General features: G+C 60.0%; 17 protein-coding genes. 11 read left to right on the forward strand and 6 right to left on the reverse strand.

Annotated features, from left to right (window positions below; translation table 11 throughout):
* Nucleotides 1-302: 302 nt before the first annotated feature.
* Entirely contained in the window at nucleotides 303-1,493 is a 1,191-nt protein-coding gene (locus tag ACIPZE_RS14035; RefSeq protein ID WP_400773342.1) for a benzoate/H(+) symporter BenE family transporter, read from the forward strand.
* 249 nt (nucleotides 1,494-1,742) lie between these two features.
* On the opposite strand, the gene ACIPZE_RS14040 is transcribed toward ACIPZE_RS14035, so the two are convergent.
* Entirely contained in the window at nucleotides 1,743-2,087 is a 345-nt protein-coding gene (locus tag ACIPZE_RS14040) for a YggL family protein (RefSeq protein WP_007916365.1), read from the reverse strand.
* 233 nt (nucleotides 2,088-2,320) lie between these two features.
* Here ACIPZE_RS14040 and dacB point away from each other — a divergent pair, with 233 nt between their 5' ends.
* Entirely contained in the window at nucleotides 2,321-3,781 is a 1,461-nt protein-coding gene (gene dacB, locus ACIPZE_RS14045) for a D-alanyl-D-alanine carboxypeptidase/D-alanyl-D-alanine-endopeptidase (protein WP_283437117.1), read from the forward strand.
* A gap of 125 nt (nucleotides 3,782-3,906) precedes the next feature.
* Here the strand turns inward: dacB and ACIPZE_RS14050 are convergent, their stop codons facing one another.
* Entirely contained in the window at nucleotides 3,907-6,288 is a 2,382-nt protein-coding gene (locus ACIPZE_RS14050) for a GGDEF domain-containing protein (RefSeq protein ID WP_283437118.1), read from the reverse strand.
* Between the two features lie 144 nt (nucleotides 6,289-6,432).
* Nucleotides 6,433-8,703, reverse strand: a complete 2,271-nt coding sequence (gene rlmKL, locus ACIPZE_RS14055) for a bifunctional 23S rRNA (guanine(2069)-N(7))-methyltransferase RlmK/23S rRNA (guanine(2445)-N(2))-methyltransferase RlmL (protein ID WP_400773344.1) — start codon at nucleotides 8,701-8,703, stop codon at nucleotides 6,433-6,435.
* Nucleotides 8,704-9,235: 532 nt separating this feature from the next.
* Between rlmKL and rmf the strand changes: the two genes are divergently transcribed.
* Entirely contained in the window at nucleotides 9,236-9,451 is a 216-nt protein-coding gene (gene rmf / locus ACIPZE_RS14060; RefSeq protein ID WP_003223300.1) for a ribosome modulation factor, read from the forward strand.
* Nucleotides 9,452-9,697: 246 nt separating this feature from the next.
* Here the strand turns inward: rmf and ACIPZE_RS14065 are convergent, their stop codons facing one another.
* Complete coding sequence (locus ACIPZE_RS14065) at nucleotides 9,698-10,720, reverse strand: quinone-dependent dihydroorotate dehydrogenase (protein ID WP_400773346.1); 1,023 nt, start codon at nucleotides 10,718-10,720, stop codon at nucleotides 9,698-9,700.
* A gap of 222 nt (nucleotides 10,721-10,942) precedes the next feature.
* Between ACIPZE_RS14065 and ACIPZE_RS14070 the strand changes: the two genes are divergently transcribed.
* The 8 genes from ACIPZE_RS14070 (at nucleotide 10,943) to cobA (ending at nucleotide 22,856) form a co-directional block, all read left to right on the forward strand.
* Nucleotides 10,943-12,154 carry a CmpA/NrtA family ABC transporter substrate-binding protein gene (locus ACIPZE_RS14070; RefSeq protein WP_283437120.1) on the forward strand — a complete coding sequence of 404 codons (1,212 nt, stop codon included), beginning with the start codon at nucleotides 10,943-10,945 and terminating at the stop codon, nucleotides 12,152-12,154.
* Nucleotides 12,155-12,169: 15 nt separating this feature from the next.
* Nucleotides 12,170-12,745 (forward strand): ANTAR domain-containing response regulator, encoded by a 576-nt coding sequence (locus ACIPZE_RS14075; protein ID WP_007916390.1) that lies wholly within the window; start codon nucleotides 12,170-12,172, stop codon nucleotides 12,743-12,745.
* Between the two features lie 530 nt (nucleotides 12,746-13,275).
* Entirely contained in the window at nucleotides 13,276-14,487 is a 1,212-nt protein-coding gene (locus ACIPZE_RS14080) for a nitrate/nitrite transporter (RefSeq protein ID WP_400773348.1), read from the forward strand.
* Nucleotides 14,488-14,494: 7 nt separating this feature from the next.
* Nucleotides 14,495-16,153 (forward strand): protein kinase, encoded by a 1,659-nt coding sequence (locus tag ACIPZE_RS14085; RefSeq protein WP_400773349.1) that lies wholly within the window; start codon nucleotides 14,495-14,497, stop codon nucleotides 16,151-16,153.
* Between the two features lie 413 nt (nucleotides 16,154-16,566).
* Nucleotides 16,567-19,020: a nitrite reductase large subunit NirB gene (nirB, locus tag ACIPZE_RS14090; RefSeq protein WP_283437123.1), complete on the forward strand. Its 2,454-nt coding sequence runs from the start codon at nucleotides 16,567-16,569 to the stop codon at nucleotides 19,018-19,020.
* The gene (gene nirD / locus ACIPZE_RS14095; protein WP_129391445.1) at nucleotides 19,017-19,334 is read left to right on the forward strand and encodes a nitrite reductase small subunit NirD; all 318 of its coding nucleotides are present in this window, start codon (nucleotides 19,017-19,019) and stop codon (nucleotides 19,332-19,334) included. Before nirB ends, nirD begins: the two co-directional genes overlap by 4 nt.
* Nucleotides 19,334-22,048: a nitrate reductase gene (locus ACIPZE_RS14100; protein WP_283437124.1), complete on the forward strand. Its 2,715-nt coding sequence runs from the start codon at nucleotides 19,334-19,336 to the stop codon at nucleotides 22,046-22,048. Before nirD ends, ACIPZE_RS14100 begins: the two co-directional genes overlap by 1 nt.
* A gap of 13 nt (nucleotides 22,049-22,061) precedes the next feature.
* A complete protein-coding gene (gene cobA, locus ACIPZE_RS14105; protein WP_283437125.1) occupies nucleotides 22,062-22,856 on the forward strand; it encodes a uroporphyrinogen-III C-methyltransferase in 795 nt (264 codons plus the stop codon).
* Nucleotides 22,857-22,926: 70 nt separating this feature from the next.
* On the opposite strand, the gene ACIPZE_RS14110 is transcribed toward cobA, so the two are convergent.
* Together ACIPZE_RS14110 and sigX are read right to left on the reverse strand one after the other, a co-directional pair.
* On the reverse strand, nucleotides 22,927-23,958 hold the full coding sequence (locus ACIPZE_RS14110; RefSeq protein ID WP_400773351.1) for an OmpA family protein: 1,032 nt from the start codon (nucleotides 23,956-23,958) through the stop codon (nucleotides 22,927-22,929).
* A gap of 107 nt (nucleotides 23,959-24,065) precedes the next feature.
* Nucleotides 24,066-24,656, reverse strand: coding sequence for an RNA polymerase sigma factor SigX (gene sigX / locus ACIPZE_RS14115; protein WP_129391433.1), 591 nt, complete (start codon nucleotides 24,654-24,656; stop codon nucleotides 24,066-24,068).
* Between the last annotated feature and the right edge of the window lie 78 nt (nucleotides 24,657-24,734).

The following is a 24,734-nucleotide window of genomic DNA, read 5'->3' on the forward strand; positions in this document are numbered from 1 at the left end:
CGAATAGACCGTGACTGTAATACGGCACAGTAGGTCGCTGGCAAGTATCGCGTAAAAAACACCGCGATTGTACACAATGGATGGTGGCAACACGACTGTATGGCTGTTTGTGACCTCGGCTGTATTGCAACGATCCGTTACGATTGAGTTTAGGCTTGATCGCAGAATCCGCCGCCCACCTCATGTAGGAGCTGCCGCAGGCTGCGATCTTTTGATCCTGTTTTTTAAAAGCAACATCAAAAGATCGCAGCCTGCGGCAGCTCCTACAGGGGAATATCATCTGTAGAAGGAACACCGCTGTCATGAACGACGCCACGCACACTCAACTGCGCCCGCTGGCCGACACGTCGCCGTCGGCCATCGTCGCCGGGTTCATCGCGATGATGACCGGTTACACCAGCTCGCTGGTGCTGATGTTCCAGGCCGGGCAAGCGGCGGGCCTGACCAGCGGGCAGATTTCCTCGTGGATCTGGGCGATTTCGATTGGCATGGCGGTGTGTTCGATCGGCCTGTCGCTGCGCTATCGCACGCCAATCACCATCGCCTGGTCGACACCCGGCGCAGCACTGCTGATCACCAGTCTGGGCGGTGTCAGTTATGGCGAGGCCATCGGCGCCTACATCACTTGCGCCGTGCTGGTGACGATTTGCGGCCTGACCGGCAGCTTCGAGCGGCTGGTGAAAAAGATCCCGGCGTCACTGGCGGCGGCATTGCTGGCGGGGATTCTGTTCAAGATCGGCAGCGAAATCTTCGTCGCCGCGCAGCACCGTACCGGGCTGGTGCTGGGCATGTTCTTCACCTATTTAGTGGTCAAGCGCCTGTCGCCGCGTTATGCCGTGCTGGCAGCGCTGCTGATCGGCACCGCGCTGTCGGGCTTCATGGGGTTGCTGGACTTCAGCGGTTTTCATCTGGAAGTGGCGACACCCGTTTGGACAACACCGCACTTCTCGCTGGCGGCGACCATCAGCATCGGCATTCCGCTGTTTGTCGTGGCCATGACCTCACAGAACATGCCCGGCATCGCCGTTTTGCGCGCCGATGGCTACACCGTACCGGCCTCGCCCTTGATCACCACCACCGGCATCGCCTCGCTGTTGCTGGCGCCGTTCGGCTCCCACGGCATCAACCTCGCGGCGATCAGCGCAGCGATCTGCACCGGGCCGCACGCCCATGAAGATCGCAACAAGCGCTACACCGCTGCAGTCTGGTGCGGGATTTTCTACGGAATTGCCGGGGTGTTTGGCGCGACATTGGCGGCGTTGTTCGCGGCATTGCCGAAGGAACTGGTGCTGTCGATTGCGGCGTTGGCGCTGTTTGGCTCGATCATCAATGGTTTGAGCATTGCCATGAGCGAGGTGAAGGAGCGTGAGGCGGCGCTGATTACCTTTATGGTCACGGCGTCGGGGCTGACGCTGTTTTCCATCGGGTCGGCGTTCTGGGGGATTGTGGCGGGGGTGTTGACGCTGGTGATTTTGAATTGGCGTAAGGCTTAAGGTCAAAAGCCCCTCACCCTAACCCTCTCCCCGGGGGAGAGGGGACTGACCGAGGTGCTTGGAAGAAATACGCCGACGTGGGATACCGAGTCGAACTCAGGTATTGAACAGCTCGCAAATCGGCTCCCTCTCCTCCGGGAGAGGGCTGGGGTGAGGGGCAGACTCACCACAAATCCCAAACCGAACACCCAAACACCCAAACACCAGACGAAAAAAAACGGCGACCCCAAGGCCGCCGTTTTTTCAGTATCACTTAGCCGCGTTGATCGGCTTTTCCGGATACCAAACGTCCAGCAACGGGCTGACTTCATACTTGGTCAGCTCGGAGCGGGTTTTCAGCCAGGCTTCAACGGCAGCACGCTGCTCTTCGTTGACCGAGCCACGCTTCTGCAGGCAAACCAGACCGAAGTCGTCGCCGCCAACATAACCCAGACCGTTGGCTTCCATGGCTTCTTTGATGAATGCTTCGAGGAAAGCGTCAATGGCTTCTTCGGACAAGTCTTCTTTGAAGTCCAGGTTCAGTTCGAAACCCAGCTCTTGAAATTCATCAACGCACAGTTTTTTGCGCAGACGCTGGGAACGGTTAGTCGCCATTGGAACAATCCTCTTAAGTAAATACGGCGGGCACTTTACCAGTTTAAGCCGTCGATTGCCCGCCTCTGTAGACACAGCGGCTGACCGCCTGTAAAAAAATCAGCGAATCGCCACCCCGAGGACGGCACAATCGGTTACACCTTGGGGCATAATGCCGACACTTTCGTGACCACTGAGGACCTTTTCATCCATGTCCTCGTCTTTTTCCCCTCGGCTGTAGGGTTTTATTTCATATGATCAAATCGTTGCGTCCACTGTTTCTCGCCGGCCTTCTTCTGCCTCTGGCCCTGCCTGTTTCTGCTGCCACCATCAATACTTCCCTGACCCCCAACGTCGAAAAGGCCCTCAAGGCGAGCAAGTTGCAGCCCACCGCCCTGTCGCTGGTAATGGTGCCGCTCGACGGTCCGGGCACGCCGACCGTGTTCAACGCCGACGTGTCGGTCAACCCGGCATCGACGATGAAACTGGTCACCACCTACGCGGCGCTGGAAATGCTCGGCCCCAACCATCAGTGGAAGACCGAGTTCTACACCGACGGTGATCTCAACGGCGGCATCCTCAACGGCAACCTCTACCTCAAGGGTGGCGGCGATCCGAAGCTGAACATGGAAAAACTCTGGCTGCTGATGCGCGACCTGCGCGCCAACGGCGTCACTCAGGTCACCGGTGACCTGATCCTCGACCGCAATTTCTTCGTGCAACCGGTGTTGCCGGAATTCAACGATGACGGCAACGACGAGAACAAGCCGTTTCTGGTCAAACCCGACTCCCTGCTGGTCAACCTCAAGGCCCTGCGCTTTGTTGCCCGCAACGACAATGGCCGGGTGCTGATCTCGGTTGAACCGCCGATTGCCACCGTACGCATCGAGAACACCGTCAAGGCACTGAACTCCAAGCAGTGCACCGGCGGCGTGCGCTACAACCCGGTGCCGCAGGCTGATGGCAGCGTCACCGTGACCGTTGCCGGCCAGTTGGGTGAGGGCTGCAGCTCGCAGACTTACCTGTCGCTGCTTGACCACGCGACCTACACCGCCGGCGCCGTGCGCGCGATCTGGAAAGAACTGGGTGGCAGCATCCAGGGCAAGGATCGTCTGGCTGCGACCCCGGGCAACGCCAAACTGCTCGCGCGCGCCTACTCGCCGGACCTGGCGGAAATCATCCGCGACATCAACAAATACAGCAACAACACCATGGCCCAGCAGCTGTTCCTGAGCCTTGGGCAGAAATTCCGCAACGACGCCGACGGTGACGACGCCAAGGCCGGGCAACGCGTGGTTCGGCAGTGGCTGGCGAAGAAAGGCATCACCGCGCCGCACCTGGTAATGGAGAACGGCTCCGGTTTGTCCCGCGCTGAACGCGTCAGCGCCCGTGAGATGGCGGCCATGCTGCAAGCCGCTTGGCACAGCCCGTATGCCGCCGAATACATCAGTTCGCTGCCGATCGCCGGCACCGACGGGACCATGCGTAAACGCCTGAAGACGACTGCCATGCGCGGTGAGGCGCACGTCAAGACCGGCACCCTCAACACTGTGCGGGCGATTGCCGGCTTCAGCCGTGATGTGAATGGCAATACCTGGGCGGTGGTAGCGATTCTGAACGACAAGGCACCGTTTGGGGCATCGTCGGTGCTCGATCAGGTGCTGCTGGACCTCTATAAGCAGCCGAAACTGGCGCAGACCGCTTCGGTCCTTTAACAGCAAAAGATCGCAGCCTTCGGCAGCTCCTACACATAACCCTGTAGGAGCTGCCGAAGGCTGCGATCCTTTGATCTTCTGTGGGAGCGAACAGGCTCGCTCCCACATTGATTTAGTGGCAGGGTCTAACTCATCTGTTCGACGCGATCACGGCCGCGCTGCTTTGCCATATACACGCCCGAATCCGCGCGCAACAGCAACGCATCCGCACCCTCCCCCGGTCGCCAGCTGGCGATGCCGAAACTCGCCGTGATCACGCCGACCACATCCACCGGCGCACTGCGCAAGCCTTGCCACAACTCAACCGCCAGCGTGTGCGCATGCTCACCGTCGATGTCCGGGCAGAGTACCATGAACTCCTCGCCGCCCAACCGGCAGAACACATCGGTACGCCGCAGGCGATGACCGATGCGCTCGCACACCGCTTGCAGCACCCGATCACCGACGGCATGTCCGTACTGGTCGTTGATGCGTTTGAAGTGGTCAATGTCGAGCATGATCACCGACAGCTCGCCACCGCCGCGCTCAACCCGGGCCATTTCGGTGGTCAGGCGTTCCTGGAAATAACGCCGGTTGTGAATCCCGGTCAACGAGTCGGTCACCGACAGTGCGCGCAGTTCTTCTTCCACGCGTTTCAGGTCGGAAATGTCCGAAATATAACCGTGCCACAACACGCCGCCACCCGGCAGTTCTTCCGGCGTCGCCTCGCCACGCACCCAGCGCAGGCCGCGCGCGGGCAATTGCACACGGTATTCCTCGCGCCATGGGCTGAGGTTGTCTGCCGACGCGCGAATCGACGAGCGTACGCGCGTGGTGTCCTGCGGATGGATGCGGGTGAAGATCGCCTCGGCGTTGAACAGCAACACGTCCGGCTCCAGCTCGTAGATCTCGCGGATGCCATCACTGGCGTAGATCACGCTGAAACGCCCGTCGAATTCCATCTTGAACTGGTAGATGCCGCCGGGAACGTGCGCGCTGAGTTTCTTCAGCAGCACATCGCGCGCCGCCAGCACTTCGTGCACGCGCTTGCGCTCAGTGATATCGATGCAGATCGCCAGATGCCCAACCCACAAACCTTGCTCATCCAGCACCGGCGTGGCCAGCATGTTCACCGGCAGATGGCTGCCATCGCTGCGCACCAGCGTCCATTCCCGCGCCTCGTGACCGCCGACTTCACCGCCCTCGACCAGCATCGCGTGGCAGGTCGGAATACTTTTGCCGTAACGCGCACTCAACTCGGCAGCACGCGCCGTCAACTCGCGCGGCAGGTGCAGGTTTTCCAAAGTCATGTGCCCGACCACATCGACGCTGCGGTAGCCAAGCATCTGCTCGGCGCCGGGGTTGAAAGTGTTGATCACCCCGCGCAGATCGGTGGCGATGATTGCCACCTGCGTCGCCGCATTCAGCACGCCGCGCAGTTGCCCGTGGGTGCCGCGCAGCTCTTGTTCCCGCTCGTGCAATTCCTGCGTGCGCTGTTCGACCAGGCGCAAGGCGCGCTGACGCTGGCTGACCAGCACATACAGCAGCGCGCTGAGCAGCAAGCTGAGCAAACCACCGAGAATGATCACGCTGCCGACCGACGAATGGTTGGCCTGAATGAACGCATCGCTCGGCAGGATATCGACCTGATAGTCGTGATCGGCCATGCGCAGCAACCGCGTGGCGGACAGATCGCTCGGCGCCGGTTCATTGGTCGATTCGAACAACACCTCGTGCTGATCATTGGTCGACAGATCGAGAATGCGCACCGACAGGTAATCATGGAAGGCATCCGGCAAGCCGTCGGCCAACAGCTGACGCATGCTGATCACCGCCATCACGTAGCCGAACGCGCGCTGCTGAGCTTCGCGAGTGACCGGCGCCACCAACAGCACGCCACGCGCGTACGACGGCTCGATACTGACCAGATGCATCGGTTGCGACACCGCCAGACCGCCGAGCTTGTCGGCGCGTTGCAGGGTGTCACGGCGCAACGGCTGCGCCAGCAAGTCATATCCCAGCGGCGAGCCGAGGCGGCTTTGGGTCTGGCTGTACAACACCGGCACATATTCATCACGCAGCGCCGCCAGTTGCAGTTCACCCTGGGCATTCAGTTCGCGGATGGTGAAGGTGCTCAGGCCTTCATCGCGTACGCGCCGCTCAAACGCCGCGCGCTCGGCAGCACTGACCCGTAGCGCAAACGAATAGGCCTGGGTACGCAGTAATAAAGGTTGGGTATAGCCGTCGAATTCGGCGCGGGACACCGATTCGGAGTTGGCGAAGAAGCGGCGCAGGCCGTCGAGTCGCTGCTCTTGATCCTGAAAACGTTCTTCGATGCGGCTGTAACGCTCGTTGGCCAGCAGCTGAAAACGCTGCCGCAATTGTTGCTGAAACTGATTGAGCGTGCCCCAGGCGAGCAGCCCCGTGAGAATCCCGCCGGCGAGCAATACCAGCAGCGCGACCAGCCAGGCCGAGACTTCTTCGCTGATAAAACCCAGGATCTTTGGGCGCACGGGGTGCAACGACATAAGGGCAGCTCACTACGCCAGTGTTCCGGGGAAGCCCCATTGGCCATGAGTGAGTTATAGCTATTAGCCATTAATTTGGCTAGCACTGATCGGATCCAAGAGCCTTTAAGAATCAAGGCTCTGTGGATCCAATAGTGTCAAGCGTCAACGAGCCGTGATTTTCCAGGCGCGATGGATCTTGGTGTTGCGGGCGAAATCCGGATCGATGGTCTGTGCGCTGATTTCCTCGACCGCGTAACGCTCGGTGAGGTTCTCCTCCAACTGGAACTTGCGGAAGTTGTTGGAGAAATACAACACGCCACCCGGCGCCAGACGCGCCATGGCCAGGTCGATCAGCTGCACCTGGTCACGCTGCACGTCGAAGATGCCTTCCATGCGCTTGGAGTTGGAGAAGGTCGGCGGATCGATGAAGATCAGGTCGTACTCGTCGCGGCTGCTTTCCAGCCACGCCATCACATCGCCCTGCTCCAGACGGTTCTTGTCCGAGAAGCCGTTCAGCGACAGGTTGCGGCGCGCCCAGTCGAGGTAGGTTTTCGACAGGTCGACGCTGGTGGTGCTGCGCGCGCCGCCCTTGGCCGCGTGCACGCTGGCGGTCGCGGTGTAGCAATACAGATTGAGGAAGCGCTTGCCGGCCGCCTCTTTCTGGATACGCATGCGCATTGGCCGGTGATCGAGGAACAGGCCGGTATCAAGGTAGTCGGTGAGGTTGACCAGCAACTTCACGCCGCCCTCGCTGACTTCATTGAACTTGCCCTGCGCAGCCTGACGCTCGTACTGCTTGGTGCCGCTCTGGCGCTCGCGGCGCTTGACCACGACGCGGCTCTTGTCGACGTTGAGTGCCTGCGGAATCGCTGCCAGTGCATCGAACATGCGAGCCGAAGCTTTTTCCGGGTCGATCGACTTCGGCGCGGCGTATTCCTGGACGTGCACCCAATCGTGGTACAGATCGATTGCCATCGCGTACTCAGGCATGTCGGCATCGTAAACGCGGTAGCAATCGATGCCTTCGCGCTTGACCCACTTGCCCATCGCCTTGAGGTTCTTTTGCAGACGGTTGGCAAACATCTGCCCGCCTTCGCTCAAGCGCGGTTGCTCGATCACCGGCGCCGGGGCTGGCGTCGGTTTGATCGGGTTACCGTTCTTGTTGAACTTGCGCTCTTGCGGCTCGTCCGGGGTCATGTCGTAGGCTGCTTGCTCGCGCTCGGCCTGACGCTGTTCCGGGGTACGGCGCTCACCAGTGACGAACTGATCCGGCAGCACTTTGATCAACAGCAGTTTGCACGGCAGCGCGCCGTTCCAGAACGAATACTGTTTGTGGCTGCGAATCCCCATGCGCTTGCCCAGGTCCGGCGCGCCGGTGAACACCGCCGCTTCCCAGTTCAGGCAGGCCTGACGCAGACGCTCGCCAAGGTTCTGGTAGAGATACAGCAGGCTGGCTTCGTCACCGAGACGCTCGCCGTACGGCGGGTTGCAGATCACCAGACCTTTCTGGTTCTGATCCGGACGCGGCTCGAAGGTCGCAACTTCGCCCTGGTAGATCTTGATCCACTCGCTCAGGCCGGCGCGCTCAACGTTGTTGCGGCCCGGCTGAATCAGGCGTGGGTCAGCTTCGTAGCCACGAATCCACAGCGGTGGCTTGGCCAGACCGGCAGCGGCGCGTTCAGCGGCTTCTTCGTGAAGTTTTTTCCACAGCGCCGGGACGTGACCGAGCCACGCAGTGAAGCCCCACTGCTCACGGCGCAGGTTCGGCGCCATATCGGCGGCGATCATTGCCGCTTCGACGAGGAACGTACCCACACCGCACATCGGGTCAGCCAGCGCGCCGCCTTCGGCAGCGATGCGCGGCCAGCCGGAACGGATCAGGATCGCCGCCGCGAGGTTTTCCTTCAGCGGTGCCGCGCCCTGCTGCAAGCGATAGCCGCGCTGGTGCAGGCTGTGTCCGGAAAGGTCGAGGGAGAGGATCGCTTCGCCGCGATCCAGGCGCAGGTGGATGCGCAGGTCAGGGTTGAGCTTGTCGATCGACGGACGGTCGCCCTGCGGGGTGCGCAATTTGTCGACGATGGCATCTTTGACTTTCAAAGCGCCGAAGTGAGTGTTGTCGATGCCCGAGCCGTGGCCGCTGAATTCAACGGCGAGGGTGCCGTCGTTGAGCATGTGATCCTGCCATTCGATGTCGAGGACACCGTGGTAGAGGTCTTCAGCGTCTTTCATCGGGAAACGCTTGAGCACCAGCAGCACACGGTTGGCCAGACGCGACCAGAGGCACAGGCGATAAGCGGTTTCCATGGTCGCCATGCCACGCACGGCGGAAGTGTGCTCGCGCGCTTCTTCAAGGCCAAGCCCGACGGCTTCCTCGATAAGCAGGCCTTCAAGGCCTTTAGGGCAAGTGAGGAAGAGTTCGAAACGGTCGGACATGGTATTTCCAGAGCCTTTGGCTAGTGAATCGGCAACGCATTGCCGATCCGGTTTTCAATCAGGCGCTTTTCTAAAAGAGCGCCCGCGTGGCACGAAGGTGTGCCGTTCCATCCCCGCTGCTCGGGTTAAAAGAGCTTAGATGCCGGGACAGATAAAAAAGTTGATGAAACAAAAAGTCTTAAAGCGACCCTTCGTCGCTTAGTACCCCAGCGCAAACGTGGGTCATTCTCACTAAAGAATTAAGCCCATCATCCAGCGCGGGGCCGATCATACCGGGGTTTGCTCAATAAACGTTCAATAAATACGCGGTTACTTATCGCTATAGCACCCTTTTCGTTACGTGCTTATGACAAAACGGTCATTCCATCGGTGTGACTCATTGGTTAGAACTGATCACAGGTTGACGTCGCAACGGCGTCAACACCTTGGCTCGCCACGCCGGCAGCGAGCCGCACCATGGCAGGTTGTTTTCTGCCCGACCTCGGTTGAGGTCAACGCGACACAAACAGTCAACAAGTGAGGGAAACACCCTATGAGAAGACTTAAGCGTGATCCGTTGGAAAGAGCATTTTTGCGCGGATATCAATATGGCGTTGGTGGCAAATCCCGTGAGCTTTGCCCATTTACTCTACCGTCGGTACGTCAAGCCTGGATTAACGGCTGGCGAGAAGGACGCGGCGACAACTGGGACGGTATGACCGGCACTGCGGGAATCCACAGACTCAACGAACTTCACGCCGTCGGCTGACACAGGGCATTAATTCCGACACGACAATCTGAATTTGTAACGACTTACCATGCACGTCCTTCCCGGACGGCGGGCTGCGGCCCAGGGGCTCCTTCGCGGAGCCCTTTTTTATGCCCGAAAACTGATGCACATCTCATGTAGGAGCTGCCGCAGGCTGCGATCTTTTGATCCTGTTTTTTAAAATCAAAATCAAGATCAAAAGATCGCAGCCTTCGGCAGCTCCTACATTGATCAGGTCAGCCTGGGTTATTTGCGTAGGGTGGCGATGGCGTCTACCGACTCGCGGATCAGTGCAGGGCCTTTATAGATGAAGCCGGAGTAGATCTGCACCAGGCTCGCACCCGCGAGAATTTTCTCCGCTGCATGCTTGCCTTCAGTGATGCCGCCAGCGGCAATGATCGGCAAACGCCCAGCCAACTCACCCGCCAGCACCTTCACGGTATTCGTACTCTTCTCACGCACCGGCGCGCCGGACAAACCGCCCGCCTCGTCGCCATGCTCCATGCCTTCAACGCCGACACGGCTCAGGGTGGTGTTGGTCGCGATCACCGCGTCCATGCCGGTTTCGATCAGCGCTTGCGCGACCTGCGCGGTTTCTTCATCAGTCATGTCCGGCGCGATCTTGATTGCCAGCGGTACATGCTTGCCATGACGCAAGGCCAGTTCGGCGCGGCGCGTGGCCAGATCAGCCAACAATTGCTTGAGCGAATCGCCAAACTGCAGGCTGCGCAGGCCCGGGGTGTTGGGCGAACTGACGTTGACCGTCACGTAGCTGGCGTGGGCATAAACCTTGTCCAGGCAGATCAGGTAATCGTCGACCGCGCGTTCAACCGGTGTGTCGAAGTTCTTGCCGATGTTGATGCCCAGCACGCCTTTGTACTTAGCCGCAACCACGCGCGCCAGCAGGTTATCGACACCGAGGTTGTTGAAACCCATGCGGTTGATGATCGCCTCGGCTTCCGGCAGGCGGAAAATCCGTGGTTTCGGGTTACCCGGCTGCGGACGCGGGGTCACGGTGCCGATTTCGACAAAACCGAAACCCAACTGTGCGAAGCCGTCGATGGCCGCGCCGTTTTTGTCCAGACCGGCCGCCAGCCCCACCGGGTTCGGAAAGTCGATACCCATGACGGTCACCGGCACGTTCGCCGGCGCCTTGCACAGCAAGCCATTGAGGCCCAAACGCCCACCCGCGCCGATCAGATCCAGCGACAGATCGTGGGAAGTTTCCGGGGAAAGTTTGAACAACAGCTGACGGGCCAGGGTGTACATGGGCGGCGATGACTCGGGCGGCGAAAAGAGGCGGCGATTATAGCCGGGCATGGGCCTGCGGCGCGAGGCGCACGCGTAAATCGCTGACGCTGGCATATGCCTTGCACTTTCTTCGTTATCAGCTCGCAGGCCAATGGCGGCAAACGGGCAAGGACAATGGCGTCGTCCCTGGGTTTTGCCTGCGCAAAGTCCAGGACGGCGTTTTTTTTGAGGTGGCGTTGGATGAATGAACCATCAGTGGGGCCGCTGGCCTGGGTCAACGGCAGCGATGCGCCGGAAAAAAGCGCGATCAACCTTGGTTTCATGGCCCTGAGCGATTGCGCTTCGGTCGTCGTCGCTGCCACTCAGGGCTTTGCTCAGCCCTATGGGCTGACCCTGAACCTCAAGCGCCAGGCTTCCTGGGCGAATCTGCGCGACAAGCTGGTCAGCGGTGAACTCGATGCCGCCCACAGCCTTTACGGCCTGATATACGCGGTGCATCTGGGCATCGGCGGCGTTGCCCCGACCGACATGGCGGTACTGATGGGCCTGAATCAGAACGGCCAGAGCCTGAATCTTTCACACGACCTGCAAAACCTCGGCGTGACCAGTCCTGAAGCGCTGGACCGGCACGTGCACCAAAGCCGCGCAAAACTCACCTTCGCGCAGACCTTCCCAACCGGCACCCACGCGATGTGGCTGTATTACTGGCTGGCGAGCCAAGGCATTCATCCGTTGCAGGATGTCGACAGCGTGGTTGTGCCGCCGCCGCAAATGGTCGCGCACTTGCAGGCCGGGCGCATCGACGGTTTCTGCGTCGGCGAACCGTGGGCTGCCAGCGCGGTGCAGCAGGATCTCGGCTTCACCCTCGCCACCAGCCAGACCATCTGGCCCGATCACCCGGAAAAAGTCCTCGGCTGCACCCGCGAATTCGTCGAGCAATACCCCAACACTGCGCGGGCGTTGGTGATGGCGATCCTTGAAGCCAGCCGCTTCATCGAAGCAAGCCCGGAAAACCGTCGCAGCAGCGCGCAATTGCTCAGCGCACAGGAATACCTCGACGCGCCCGTGGCCTGCATCGAACCGCGCTTTCTCGGTGACTACGCCGATGGCCTCGGCAATCGCTGGCAAGATCCGCACGCGCTGCGCTTTCACGGCAAAGGCGAAGTCAATCTGCCGTATCTGTCCGATGGCATGTGGTTCATGACCCAATTCCGGCGCTGGGGTTTGCTGCGCGAAGATCCGGATTACCTCGCCGTCGCCCGCCAGGTTCAGCAACTCGATCTCTACCGCGAGGCAGCCACGGCGGTCGGCGTTGCAGCGTGGGGAGCCGAGATGCGCAGCAGCCAGTTGCTCGACGGCAAACTCTGGGACGGTAGCGACCCGGCCGGTTACGCGCGCAGTTTCAAGCTGCACGCGTTGAACGACGACACCGCCCTTCTCGCCCATCGCTGACAGGAGACCGCGAACATGTTGCGCATTCTGCTGATCAACGACACGGCAAAAAAAGTCGGCCGCCTGAAAGCGGCGCTGACCGAGGCCGGTTTTGAGGTCATCGACGAATCCGGCCTGACCATCGACCTGCCCGCGCGCGTCGAAACGGTGCGCCCGGACGTGATCCTGATCGATACCGAGTCACCGAGCCGCGATGTCATGGAGCAAGTGGTGCTGGTCAGCCGCGACCAGCCTCGACCGATCGTGATGTTCACCGACGAACATGACCCGGGGGTGATGCGTCAGGCAATCAAGTCTGGGGTCAGTGCCTACATCGTCGAGGGCATTCACGCGCAGCGTTTGCAGCCGATTCTTGATGTCGCGATGGCGCGCTTCGAGAGCGATCAGGCGTTGCGCGCGCAGTTGCAGGCCCGTGATCAGCAGTTGGCCGAGCGCAAGCGCATCGAACTGGCCAAAGGGTTGCTGATGAAGATGAAGGACTGCAATGAGGAAGAGGCTTACACCCTGATGCGGCGCCAGGCGATGAGCCGGCAGCAGAAATTGATTCAGGTGGCGGAGCAGATTATTGCCATGAGTGAGTTGCTTGGCTGAGGTGTTCTAACCACTGAACGCCCCTCACCCTAGCCCTCTCCCAGAGGGAGAGGGGACTGATTGGGGGATGCTCGGGAAATAGGCCGGCCTGTAGCTTTCTGCTGTGAATCCGTAATCGACTCGGTTTCCCAAGTCGATGTCTGGCGCCAGACACCTCGGTCAGTCCCCTCGCGAAGTACGCCGGCCTGTAGCTTTCTGCTGTGAATCCGTAATCGACTCGGTTTCTCAGGTCGATGTTTGGCGCCAGACACCTCGGTCAGTCCCCTCTCCCTCCGGGAGAGGGCTAGGGTGAGGGGCTTTTGATTTTCCGGCTGTTGGCACAAATCTCGCTAAGCATCCCCTCAGGTAACCAACGGCGGTTGCCCCACCCACGACAAAGACGTCGCTCACCCCGTTCGCCCCTCCGGCGAATCAGGTAGCGGCGTTTTTGCGTTTTGGCCCCACAGACCGGGGCCGGTGGTGCGGCCGTGGCGGCGCCCCACCTGCTGTTGCATGACTCCTTTCGAGACTCTTTTCAGCTGAGGTGCGCGATGAATTCAAGCTTCTGGAAATCCGGCCACACCCCGACCCTGTTCGCGGCCTTCCTCTATTTCGACCTGAGCTTCATGGTCTGGTATCTGCTCGGCCCGTTGGCGGTGCAGATTGCCGCTGATTTGCACCTGACCACGCAACAACGCGGCCTCGTCGTCGCCACGCCGATCCTCGCCGGTGCGGTACTGCGCTTCATCATGGGCATGCTCGCCGATCGGCTGTCGCCGAAAACCGCCGGGCTGATCGGTCAGGTCATTGTGATTTGCGCGCTGTTCGGCGCCTGGAAAATCGGCATTCATAGCTACGAGCAGGCGTTGATACTCGGCCTGTTCCTCGGCATGGCTGGCGCGTCGTTCGCCGTGGCCCTGCCGCTGGCCTCGCAATGGTATCCGCCGCAGCATCAGGGCAAAGCCATGGGCATCGCTGGTGCGGGCAACTCCGGCACCGTATTCGCCGCGCTGCTGGCGCCTGTGCTGGCCGCCTCGTTCGGCTGGAGCAACGTCTTCGGCTTCGCTTTGATTCCGCTGGTCCTGACGTTGGTGCTGTTCGCCTGGCTGGCGAAAAACGCGCCGGAGCGGCCAAAAGCCAAAGCCATGACCGACTACTTGAAAGCCTTGGGCGACCGTGACAGTTGGTGGTTCATGTTTTTCTACAGCGTCACGTTCGGCGGCTTCATCGGTCTGGCCAGCGCCCTGCCCGGCTACTTCAACGATCAATACGGTTTGAGCCCGGTGACCGCCGGTTACTACACCGCGGCCTGCGTGTTCGGTGGCAGTTTGATGCGTCCGTTGGGCGGCGCGCTGGCTGACCGTTTTGGTGGCATCCGCACCCTGTTGGCGATGTACACCGTGGCCGCGATCTGCATCGCCGCCGTCGGTTTCAACCTGCCAAGTTCCTACGCCGCGTTGGCACTTTTCGTCTGCACCATGCTCGGTTTAGGGGCAGGCAACGGTGCGGTTTTCCAACTGGTGCCGCAGCGTTTTCGTCTGGAAATCGGCGTGATGACCGGACTGATCGGCATGGCCGGCGGCATTGGCGGTTTCGCGTTAGCAGCCGGCATGGGCGCAATCAAACAGAGCACCGGCAGTTATCAACTGGCGCTGTGGTTGTTCGCCAGCCTCGGCGTGTTGGCATGGTTTGGCCTGCACGGCGTCAAGCGTCGCTGGAGAACCACCTGGGGTTCGGCAGCGGTGACGGCGGCGCGGGTCTGAGCCGTCGATGGCCCTGCAACTGAGTTTCGCCGAAGCCAGCGCCACCGGTCCGCGTGCAGAGAATCAGGATGCTTTGCGTTCGGTAACACCGGCGCCGGCGCTGGCGGCGAGCAAAGGTTATCTGTTCGCCATTGCCGACGGCGTCAGCCAGTGCGCCGATGGTGGCCTCGCCGCACGTTCGACCTTGCAGGCCCTGGCGCTCGACTATTACGCCACGTCGGAAACCTGGAGCGTGGCGCAGGCACTCGATCGCCTGCTGCTCGCGCAAAATCGTTGGTTACAGGCCAATGGCGGTGGGCAACCGTTGCTCACCACTGTCAGTGCTTTGGTCATGCGTGGTCGGCGCTTTACCTTGGCGCACGTAGGAGATTGCCGGGTGTATCGCTGGCACGCCGACGGCTTGCAGCGAGTCACCGAGGACCACGTCTGGGAGCAGCCGGGCATGCAGCACGTGCTCAAGCGTGCGCTCGGGCTGGATCAGCATCTGGTGCTGGATTTTCTCGACGGTGAATTGCGCGAGGGCGAGCGTTTCGTAATGCTCAGCGACGGAATCTGGTCGACGCTCGGAGATACCGCGATTGCGGCGATTCTGCGTGATCAGCCGGATCTCGACAGCGCCGCACATACCTTGGTCAACGCCGCGCATCTGGCCGGCAGTCAGGACAACGCCAGTGCTTTGCTGGTGCGCGTCGATGCGGTCGGCGAGGCGGCCATTGGCGACGCGCTGATTCATCTGAAGCAATGGCCCTTGCCGCCACCACTGAAACCTGGGCAGTCGTTCGAAGGCTGGCAGGTGCAAGGCATCGTCGCGCAGAGCCAGCAATCATTGCTGTATCGAGTGCTGGATGGACAAGGTCAGACCTGGCTTCTGAAAACCCTGCCCACGCGCTCCGTCGATGATTCCTACGCCGGGCAAGCATTGCTGTCCGAGGAATGGTTTCTGAAACGGGTGGCCGGGCGGCATTTTCCTGAAGTCCACCCGTGCACTCAGCGTCAGCATTTGTACTACGTGATGCGCGAATATTCCGGGACGACGCTGGCACAGCTTGGGCCTCTATCTTTGGCGCAATGGCAGGACATCGCCGAACGGCTGCTGCGTGCGGTCGGGTTGCTGCATCGACGGCAGATCCTGCATCGCGACATCAAACCGGAAAACCTGCATCTAGGTGACGACGGCGAACTGCGTTTGCTGGATTTTGGCCTGGCGTATTGTCCTGGGTTGTCCGAAGACGCGCCGTCGACGTTGCCGGGAACGCCGAGTTATATCGCGCCGGAAGCGTTTCGCGGTGATGCGCCGAGTGCGCAGCAAGATTTGTATGCGGTAGGCGTCACGCTGTATTCCTTGCTGACGGGGCATTATCCCTATGGCGAAATCGAAGCGTTTCAGCGACCGCGCTTTGGCCTGCCGGTGAGTGCCAGCTGTTATCGACCTGACTTGCCGGAATGGCTGGCGCAGAGCCTGGAACGCGGGGTGGCGGCTGATCCGCAGCAGCGATTTGAAACGGCTGAAGAATGGTTGTTGGTGCTGGAACAGGGTGAGCGGCGCAGTTTGAGTGTGCGGCCTCTGCCGTTATTGGAGCGTGAGCCATTGAAGGTCTGGCGGACGATGGCGTTGCTGGCCTTGCTCGGGAATCTGGTGCTGCTGGTTTTGTTGTTTCATCACTGAACCGCGTCGCGGCCATCGCGAGCAGGCTCACTCCTACATTTTGAAATGCATTCCCCTGTAGGAGTGAGCCTGCTCGCGATGACGCCCACCCAGTCACCAAAAATCCATCTATCTGAATGCCCCACGAACGAGCAACCCGCTTCGAATCAGTGCAAAAAATCCACGCTCAAAATCCATCTCTCCCAATAAACGCGCCGCCGTCCCCACTTGGCACAACCACTGCATTACCCCATTCAACATACACATAAAGCCCAACCTTCAACGACGAAGGCTGCGCTTCCCGAGAGAACGGGACCAGGACAAAGGCGTCCTCGCTAGGCAACTAGCGGGACGCCTTTTTTTGTTTGTGCAAAATTTCTCGAGCAAGGCCTGATTGCCCACAAGAGGCCAGCCGCAGCTCCCCGGAGAACCTGATGAAAAAACTCAAACTGGTGATGATCGGCAATGGCATGGCCGGGGTCCGCACCCTCGAAGAGCTGCTCAAACTGAGCAACGAGCTGTACGACATCACGGTTTTCGGCGCCGAGCCGCACACCAATTACAACCGCATCCTGCTCTCGCCGGTATTGGCCGGCGAGCAGACTTTCGAAGAGATCGTGCTCAACGACCTCGACTGGTATCTGCAAAACAACATCAAGTTGCTGCTCAACCGCAAAGTGGTGGAGATCGACCGGGTCAAACGCCGGGTGATCGCCGAGGACGGCACCGAGGCCGAATACGATCGCCTGCTGATCGCCACCGGTTCGACGCCGTTTATTCTGCCAATCCCCGGCAACACCCTGCACGGCGTGATCGGTTACCGCGACATCGCCGACACCCAGGCGATGATCGACACCGCCAAAACCCACAAGCACGCGGTGGTCATCGGCGGCGGCCTGCTCGGTCTCGAAGCCGCCAACGGTCTGATGCTGCGCGGCATGCACGTCACCGTGGTGCACATCGGCGAATGGCTGCTGGAGCGGCAACTGGACAAAACCAGTGGCCAGTTGCTGCAAAGCGCCCTCGAATCCCGTGGCCTGCATTTCCGTTTGTGCGAACAAACCCAAGCCCTGCACGACGCCGGCAATGGCCGGGTCGGCTCGGTGCAATTCAAGAACGGCGACATCATCCCCGCCGATCTGGTGGTGATGGCAGCCGGCATTCGTCCCAACACCGAACTGGCGGAAAAGGCCGGCATCCCGTGCAATCGCGGGATTCTGGTCAATGACACCCTGCAAACCTACGATCCGCGCGTCTACGCCATCGGCGAGTGCGCCAGCCATCGCGGCATTGCCTACGGTCTGGTCGCGCCACTGTTCGAACAGGCCAAGGTCTGCGCCAACCATCTCGCACAACTGGGTTTCGCCCGTTATCAGGGTTCGGTGACGTCGACCAAACTCAAAGTCACTGGCATTGACCTGTTTTCCGCCGGCGACTTCATGGGCGGCGAAGGCACCGAGACCATCACCCTCTCCGATCCGATTGGCGGCGTGTACAAAAAACTGGTGATCAAGGATGACGTGCTGGTCGGCGCCTGTCTGTACGGCGATACGGCAGATGGCGGTTGGTATTTCCGACAAATTCGTGAGAATCACGCCATCGGCGAGATCCGTGATCACCTGATGTTTGGAGAAAACGCACTCGGGGATGTAGGACATCAGGGCCAGGACAAAGCCATGGTCATGGCCGACACTGCCGAAGTCTGCGGCTGCAACGGCGTGTGCAAAGGCACCATCGTCAAAGCGATTCAGGAACACGGCCTGTTCAGCGTCGATGAGGTGAAGAAACACACCAAGGCTGCCAGCTCCTGTGGCTCGTGCGCCGGGCTGGTCGAGCAGATCCTGATCAACACCGTCGGTGGTGCGGCCGACGTCAAACCGAAAAGCGAAAAAGCCATCTGCGGTTGCAGCGATCTCAACCACGGGCAGATCCGTCAGGCCATCCGCGAACAACATCTGCTGACCATCGCCGGCACCATGAGCTACCTCAACTGGCGCACCCCGAACGGTTGCGCAACGTGCCGTCCGGCGCTCAACTATTACCTGATTTCCACCTGGCCCGGCGAAGCCAAGGACGACCCGCAATCGCGCCTGATCAACGAACGCGCTCACGCCAATATCCAGAAGGACGGCACTTATTCGGTGGTACCAAGGATGTGGGGCGGCGTGACCAACCCCTCGGAACTGCGGCGGATTGCCGATGTGGCCGACAAGTACAACGTGCCCATGGTCAAGGTCACCGGCGGCCAGCGTATCGATTTGCTCGGCATCAAGAAGCAGGATTTGCCCGGCGTCTGGAAAGACCTCGACATGCCGTCCGGCCATGCCTACGGCAAATCCATCCGCACCGTTAAAACCTGCGTCGGCAGTGAGTTCTGCCGTTTCGGCACGCAGAACTCGACGCAACTGGGCATCGAGCTCGAGCACGATCTGTTCAACATGTGGTCGCCGCACAAAGTGAAGCTTGCTGTCTCCGGATGCCCACGCAACTGCTCGGAAGCGGGCATCAAGGACGTAGGAATAATCGGCGTCGACTCCGGTTGGGAGATGTACATCGGTGGCAACGGCGGGATCAAAACCGAAGTTGCCGAATTCTTCGTCAAGCTGAAAACCGCCGAGGAAGTGCGCGAATACAACGGCGCCTTCCTGCAGCTGTATCGCGAAGAAGCCTTCTACCTCGAACGCACCGTGCACTACCTGCAACGGGTCGGCATGGAGCACATCAAGAAAGCCGTGCTGGAAGACCCGGAGCGCCGCAAGGCCCTGAACGAGCGCCTGCAATTCTCCCTGTCATTCGAACAGGATCCGTGGAAAGAACGCCTGGCCCAGCCGCAACTGAAGAAAGAATTTGACGTGATCCCGGTGAAAAACCTGGAGGTGCCGGCATGAACTGGCTCGATATCTGTGCTCTCGAAGAGATCAACGCCCTCGGCTCGCGGATCATTGCCGGGCCAAAAGGTGACATCGCGATTTTTCGTACAAGTGACGATGAGGTTTTCGCCCTCGACGACCGCTGCCCGCACAAGGGCGGGCCGTTATCGCAAGGCCTGATCTACGGTAAACGCGTCGCTTGCCCGCTCCACAACTGGCAGATCGACCTGCAATCCGGTGAAGCCCAGGCGCCGGACATCGGTTGCGCGCATCACCATCCGGCGCGGGTCGAAAACGGTCGGGTGCAGTTGGCCCTGCGGGAAGCCATCTGATGAACCGCCAGACGACCGCCTCGACCTGCTGTTATTGCGGGGTCGGCTGCGGCGTGCTGATCGAGCATGACGGCGAACGTATTTTCGGCGTCAGCGGCGATCCGGCGCATCCGGCCAACTTCGGCAAACTCTGCAGCAAAGGCTCGACGCTGCACCTGACCGGCGACCTCGCGGCCCGCGCGCTATACCCGGAATTACGTTTGGGAAAAAACCTGGCGCGCAGTCGCACGGATTGGGACACCGCGCTGGAACATGCTGCCAACGTGTTCGCCGAGACCATCGCCGAACACGGCCCGGACAGCGTAGCGTTCTATATCTCCGGGCAACTGCTGACCGAGGACTACTACGCCTTCAACAAACTGGCGCGGGCGCTGGTCGGCACCAACAACATCGACAGCAATTCACGCTTGTGCATGTCGTCGGCGGTGGTCGGCTACAAGCGCAGCCTTGGCGCCGATGCGCCGCCGTGCAGCTATGAAGATCTGGAGCTCAGCGATTGCGTGATGATCGTCGGCAGCAACATGGCCTACGCCCATCCGGTACTTTTCCGTCGACTGGAAGAGGCAAAATCGCGCCGCCCACAGATGAAAGTCATCGTCATTGATCCACGCCGCACCGACACCTGTGACCTCGCCGATCTGCATCTGGCGATTCTTCCCGGCACCGATGTCGCTTTGTTCCATGGGATTTTGCACCTGCTGTTGTGGGAAGACTGGATCGACCGTGAATTCATCAAGGCGCACACCGAAGGCCTCGCCGAACTGAAGAGTCTGGTACGCGATTACACCCCGCAGATGGTGTCGCAACTGTGCGGGATCAGCGTCGAGCAATTGCAGCAATGTGCCGAATGGGTCGGCACGTCACCGAGTTTCCTGTCGCTGTGGTGCATGGGCTTGAACCAGTCCACCGCCGGCAGCGCGAAAAACAGCGCATTGATCAATCTGCACCTCGCCACCGGGCAAATCGGTCGGCCCGGTGCAGGACCTTTCTCTTTGACCGGTCAGCCGAATGCCATGGGTGGCCGCGAAACCGGCAGCCTGTCGAATCTGTTACCGGGCCATCGCGACGCGGCCAACCCTGAGCACCGCGCGGAAGTGGCGGCTTATTGGGGTGTCGATCGGTTGCCGGAAAACACCGGACTGAGTGCCATCGAACTGTTCGAACAGGTGCGCAACGGCAAGATCAAGGCGTTGTGGATCGCCTGCACCAACCCTGCGCAATCGATGCCCGATCAACACTCGGTGCGGGCAGCGCTTGAGGCCTGCCCGTTTGTGGTCCTGCAAGAAGCCTTTCGCACCACCGAAACCGCGGCGTTCGCCGATCTGCTGCTACCCGCCGCCAGTTGGGGCGAGAAAGAAGGTTCGGTGACCAATTCCGAGCGGCGAATTTCCCACGTGCGCAAAGCCATTCTCCCACCTGGCGAAGCGCGTCCGGATTGGGCGATCACGGTGGATTTCGCACAACGGCTGGAGAAACGTCTGCGTCCCGCTGAATCGAGCCTGTTCAAATTCGATCAGCCGTGGCAGTTGTTCGATGAATTCATAGAGCTGACACGCGGGCGCGATCTGGATATGTCCGGGATCAGCCACGCCTTGCTCGACCAGATCGGGCCGCAACAGTGGCCCTTCCCCACCGGCGCCCGGCAGGGAACCGTGCGCCTCTATGAAGACGGCGTTTTTCCTACGGCCAACGGACGCGCGCAGTTCATTGCCGAGCCGTATCGCGCGGCCAAAGAGCAGCGTGACGCGCGCTTCCCGTTGACGCTGATCACCGGCCGCCTGCGCGATCAATGGCACGGTATGAGCCGCACCGGCACCGCTGCGCAGTTGTTCGGGCATGTCAGCGAAGCGGTGCTGAGCCTGCACCCGGACGAATTGCGTCGGCAGCGTTTGCAGCCGGGCGATCTGGTCAATCTGAAAAGTCGTCGCGGCGCGGTGATCGTCGCGGTCGGCAGCGATGACGGTGTAAGGCCGGGCCAGGCCTTTTTACCGATGCACTGGGGCGACCGGTTTCTCAAGGGCGGCGTCAACAGCCTGACCCTGTCGGCCTTCGATCCGTTGTCGAAGCAGCCGGAACTCAAACACAGCGGCGTGCGCCTGGAACCGGTGAATTTGCCTTGGCAGCTTTTCGCACTGATCGAGGGTGATGTTCAACGGCATTTCGAGACGCTACGACCGCTCTGTGAGGCGTTTTCCTACGTAAGTCTCAGCCTTGTCGGACGTGAACGATCGGCATTGCTGATACGTGCTGCCAGCAGCGAGGCGCCGAATCCGCAATTGCTCGGTGCTATCGACCAGTGCCTGTCACTGATCGACGGGCCGGTATTGGCCTATGACGATCCGCGTCGGGCGATCGGTAAACGGGTGCGCATCGAAAACGGCCGGATTACGGCGATTCGACTGGCCGGCGAAACCCTCGCGCAACATTGGTTGCAAAGCCTGTGGCTGGAGGGCCGTGCCGACGAGCAGTTGCGGCGTTGGCTGCTGGCGCCCATGAGTGCGCCACCGGGGAGCGTCGGCGGGCAGGTCGCCGTGGATAAAACCCTGTGCAATTGCAGGAACGTCAGCTTCAACGCGGTCTGTGCCGGCATTCGCCAAGGCCTGGATTTGCAGGGTTTGAAAAACAATTTGGGCTGCGGCACGCAATGCGGCTCGTGCGTCCCGGAAATAAAGCGCTTGCTGGCTGCCGAGTTGCAGCCGGTCGCCGTCATCTGATGAGGAACACTGCATGAATGCAAAAGTCTGGCTGGTGGGCGCAGGCCCCGGCGACCCGGAACTGTTGACCCTCAAGGCCGTGCGCGCATTGCGCGAGGCGGCGGTGGTGCTGATCGATGACCTGGTCAACGACGCGGTGCTTGCGCACTGCCCTGGCGCGCGAATCATTGCCGTGGGTAAACGCGGTGGCTGCCGCTCGACACCGCAGGCGTTTATCCATCGGTTGATGCTGCGTTATGCCCGCCAGGGAAAGTGCGTGGTACGCCTCAAGGGTGGTGATCCGTGCATTTTCGGCCGTGGCGGTGAAGAAGCGCAGTGGATGCGTGAACGCGGGGTTGAAGTGGAATTGGTCAATGGCATTACCGCCGGACTGGCCGGGGCGACGCAGTGCGATATTCCGCTGACGCTGCGCGGTGTGGCGCGCGGCGTGACGCTGGTGACGGCGCACACCCAGGACGACAGCCAGTTGAACTGGCAGGCGTTGGCGCAGGGCGGCACGACGCTGGTGATTTACATGGGCGTGGCCAAGCTGGGCGAGATTCGCGATCAGCTGTTGGCGGGCGGGATGGCGGCGGATACGCCGGTGGCGATGATCGAGAATGCTTCGTTGCCGGAGCAGCGGGAATGCCGCAGTGATCTGCGGGGCATGGGAGAGGATGCGTGTGCGTTTGGACTGAAAAGCCCGGCGATTCTGGTGATTGGTGCGGTGGCGGCTGTTGCTGAAGAGCAAAAGATCGCAGCCTGCAGCAGCTCCTACAGCACGTGTGCAGATTTCATGCAGGAGCTGCCGCAGGCTGCGATCTTTTAAAGCTTCAAAGCCAAATCGCAGGCAAAGAAAAGCCCGGCCTAAGCCGGGCTTTCCTCAGAGCGGCAGCTAATTACTTAGCTTGAGCTTCAACCTGCGCTTCTACGCGACGGTTTACAGCGCGGCCAGCTTCAGTTTTGTTGTCAGCAACTGGGCGGGATTCGCCGTAGCCAACAGACTGAACGCGGGACGATTCAACACCGTACTGGTTGGTCAGAACTTGCTTAACGGCGTTTGCACGACGCTCGGACAGTTTCTGGTTGTAAGCGTCAGGACCGACGGAGTCAGTGTGACCTTCAACAGTAGTGGTGGTGGATGGGTACTGCTTCATGAAGTCAGCCAGGTTCTTGATGTCGCCGTAGCTGTTGGTTTTAACAACAGACTTGTCGAAATCGAACTTAACGTCCAGCTCAACACGAACAACTTCAGCAACTGCTGGGCAGCCATCAGCGTCAACAGTTACGTTGGCTGGGGTGTCCGGGCACTTGTCAACGTTGTCGCAAACGCCGTCGTTGTCGCTGTCGGAGCAGACTTCAGCTGGTGCTGGAACTGGAGCAGCAGCAGGCTTGGAGCCGCCACCGAAGTTCACACCGATACCAACGCTAGGAGCCCACTCGGTGTCGCCCTGGTCGATATTGTATTGAGCTTCAACGCCAGCACGGGCGTAGAAGTTCTCGGTGAAGTACAGCTTGGCACCAGCGCCAACGTTGGCGAAGGTGGAGCGGTTACGACCGGACTCGTTCTGACCGATGCTCTGATCGGAGAAACCAGCCGAAACGTATGGACGGACCATGTCGCCTGGGTTGTTGAAGTGGTACAGAGCGTCCAGAGCGGTGTTGGCGCCCTTGATGTTACGGCCGTTGTCGGCACGTACGTTGTGCACTTCGTCGTAGCCCAGACGCAGTTCAACGTCGTCGGTCAGGAAGTAACCAACCGAACCACCGAAGAGGTTGCCGTTGTTCTTGAAGTTACGAGCGCTGTCGAATTGTTCTTTCTTTGCGAAGCCTTCGATTTCAACTGCGCCTTGGCCTTGTGCCAGAGCGCCGAACGAAGTGGCGGCAATCAGAGAACCAATGGCCAAGCCAAAGGTGTTTTTCAGTTTCATACGTTAAATCCCCATCTGGTGATTGTGAAGCAGTCCCGCAAACCGGGGGACAACTCGGCGGCAAGTCTATCAGAACTTGCCTACACGTAAGAGATATTTGCGCTGAACTAAGTTTCAGCAATGCCTGCAAATTTCTCACGCAATTTATCTAGAGCACGTTTGTATCGCATTTTTGTCGCACTCAAACCCATGTGCATGATGTCTGCGATCTCCTGAAATTCCAGCTCTGCGACAAATCGTAGCACCAGAATTTCGCGGTCGATCGGGTTCACATACACCAGCCAGCGATCGAGTCCGCCCTTCTCCTCGGCTTTAGGCGTCTTTTCTTCAGACGCTTCCTCGAGGGGGTCAAGACTCAATGCGTCCATCAAGCGACGCTTTCGCCGTTCCTTCCGATACTGCGTAATACATTCGTTGTACGTGATGCTATATAGCCATGTCTTGAACTTCGATTTCCCCTCGAAGTTCTTCAGGCCATACAGCACCTTCAACATGACTTCCTGACAGACATCGTCCGCGTCGCGATCGTTCCCAAGATATCTCGCACAGACGTTAAATAATGTTCGCTGGTAACGCCGCATCAGTTCTTCATAAGCGCGCGTTACGTGAAAAAGCTCGGTATGCGAGCGCGCGACCAACTCCTCATCAGAGAGCTCGCGGGGGTCGTAGCGCGTAGATAGCGTTTGGGCTTTATTCAAAACAAGTCGTGCCGACAGTCAGGTCAATGTCCACCGCAACCAGCATCAGCTGGCATTTTGCGGCGGCATACATTAGCA

Origin of the sequence: Pseudomonas sp. NPDC089741, assembly GCF_044748825.1 — a bacterium.
GTDB classification, from domain to species: Bacteria; Pseudomonadota; Gammaproteobacteria; order Pseudomonadales; family Pseudomonadaceae; genus Aquipseudomonas; species Aquipseudomonas helmanticensis.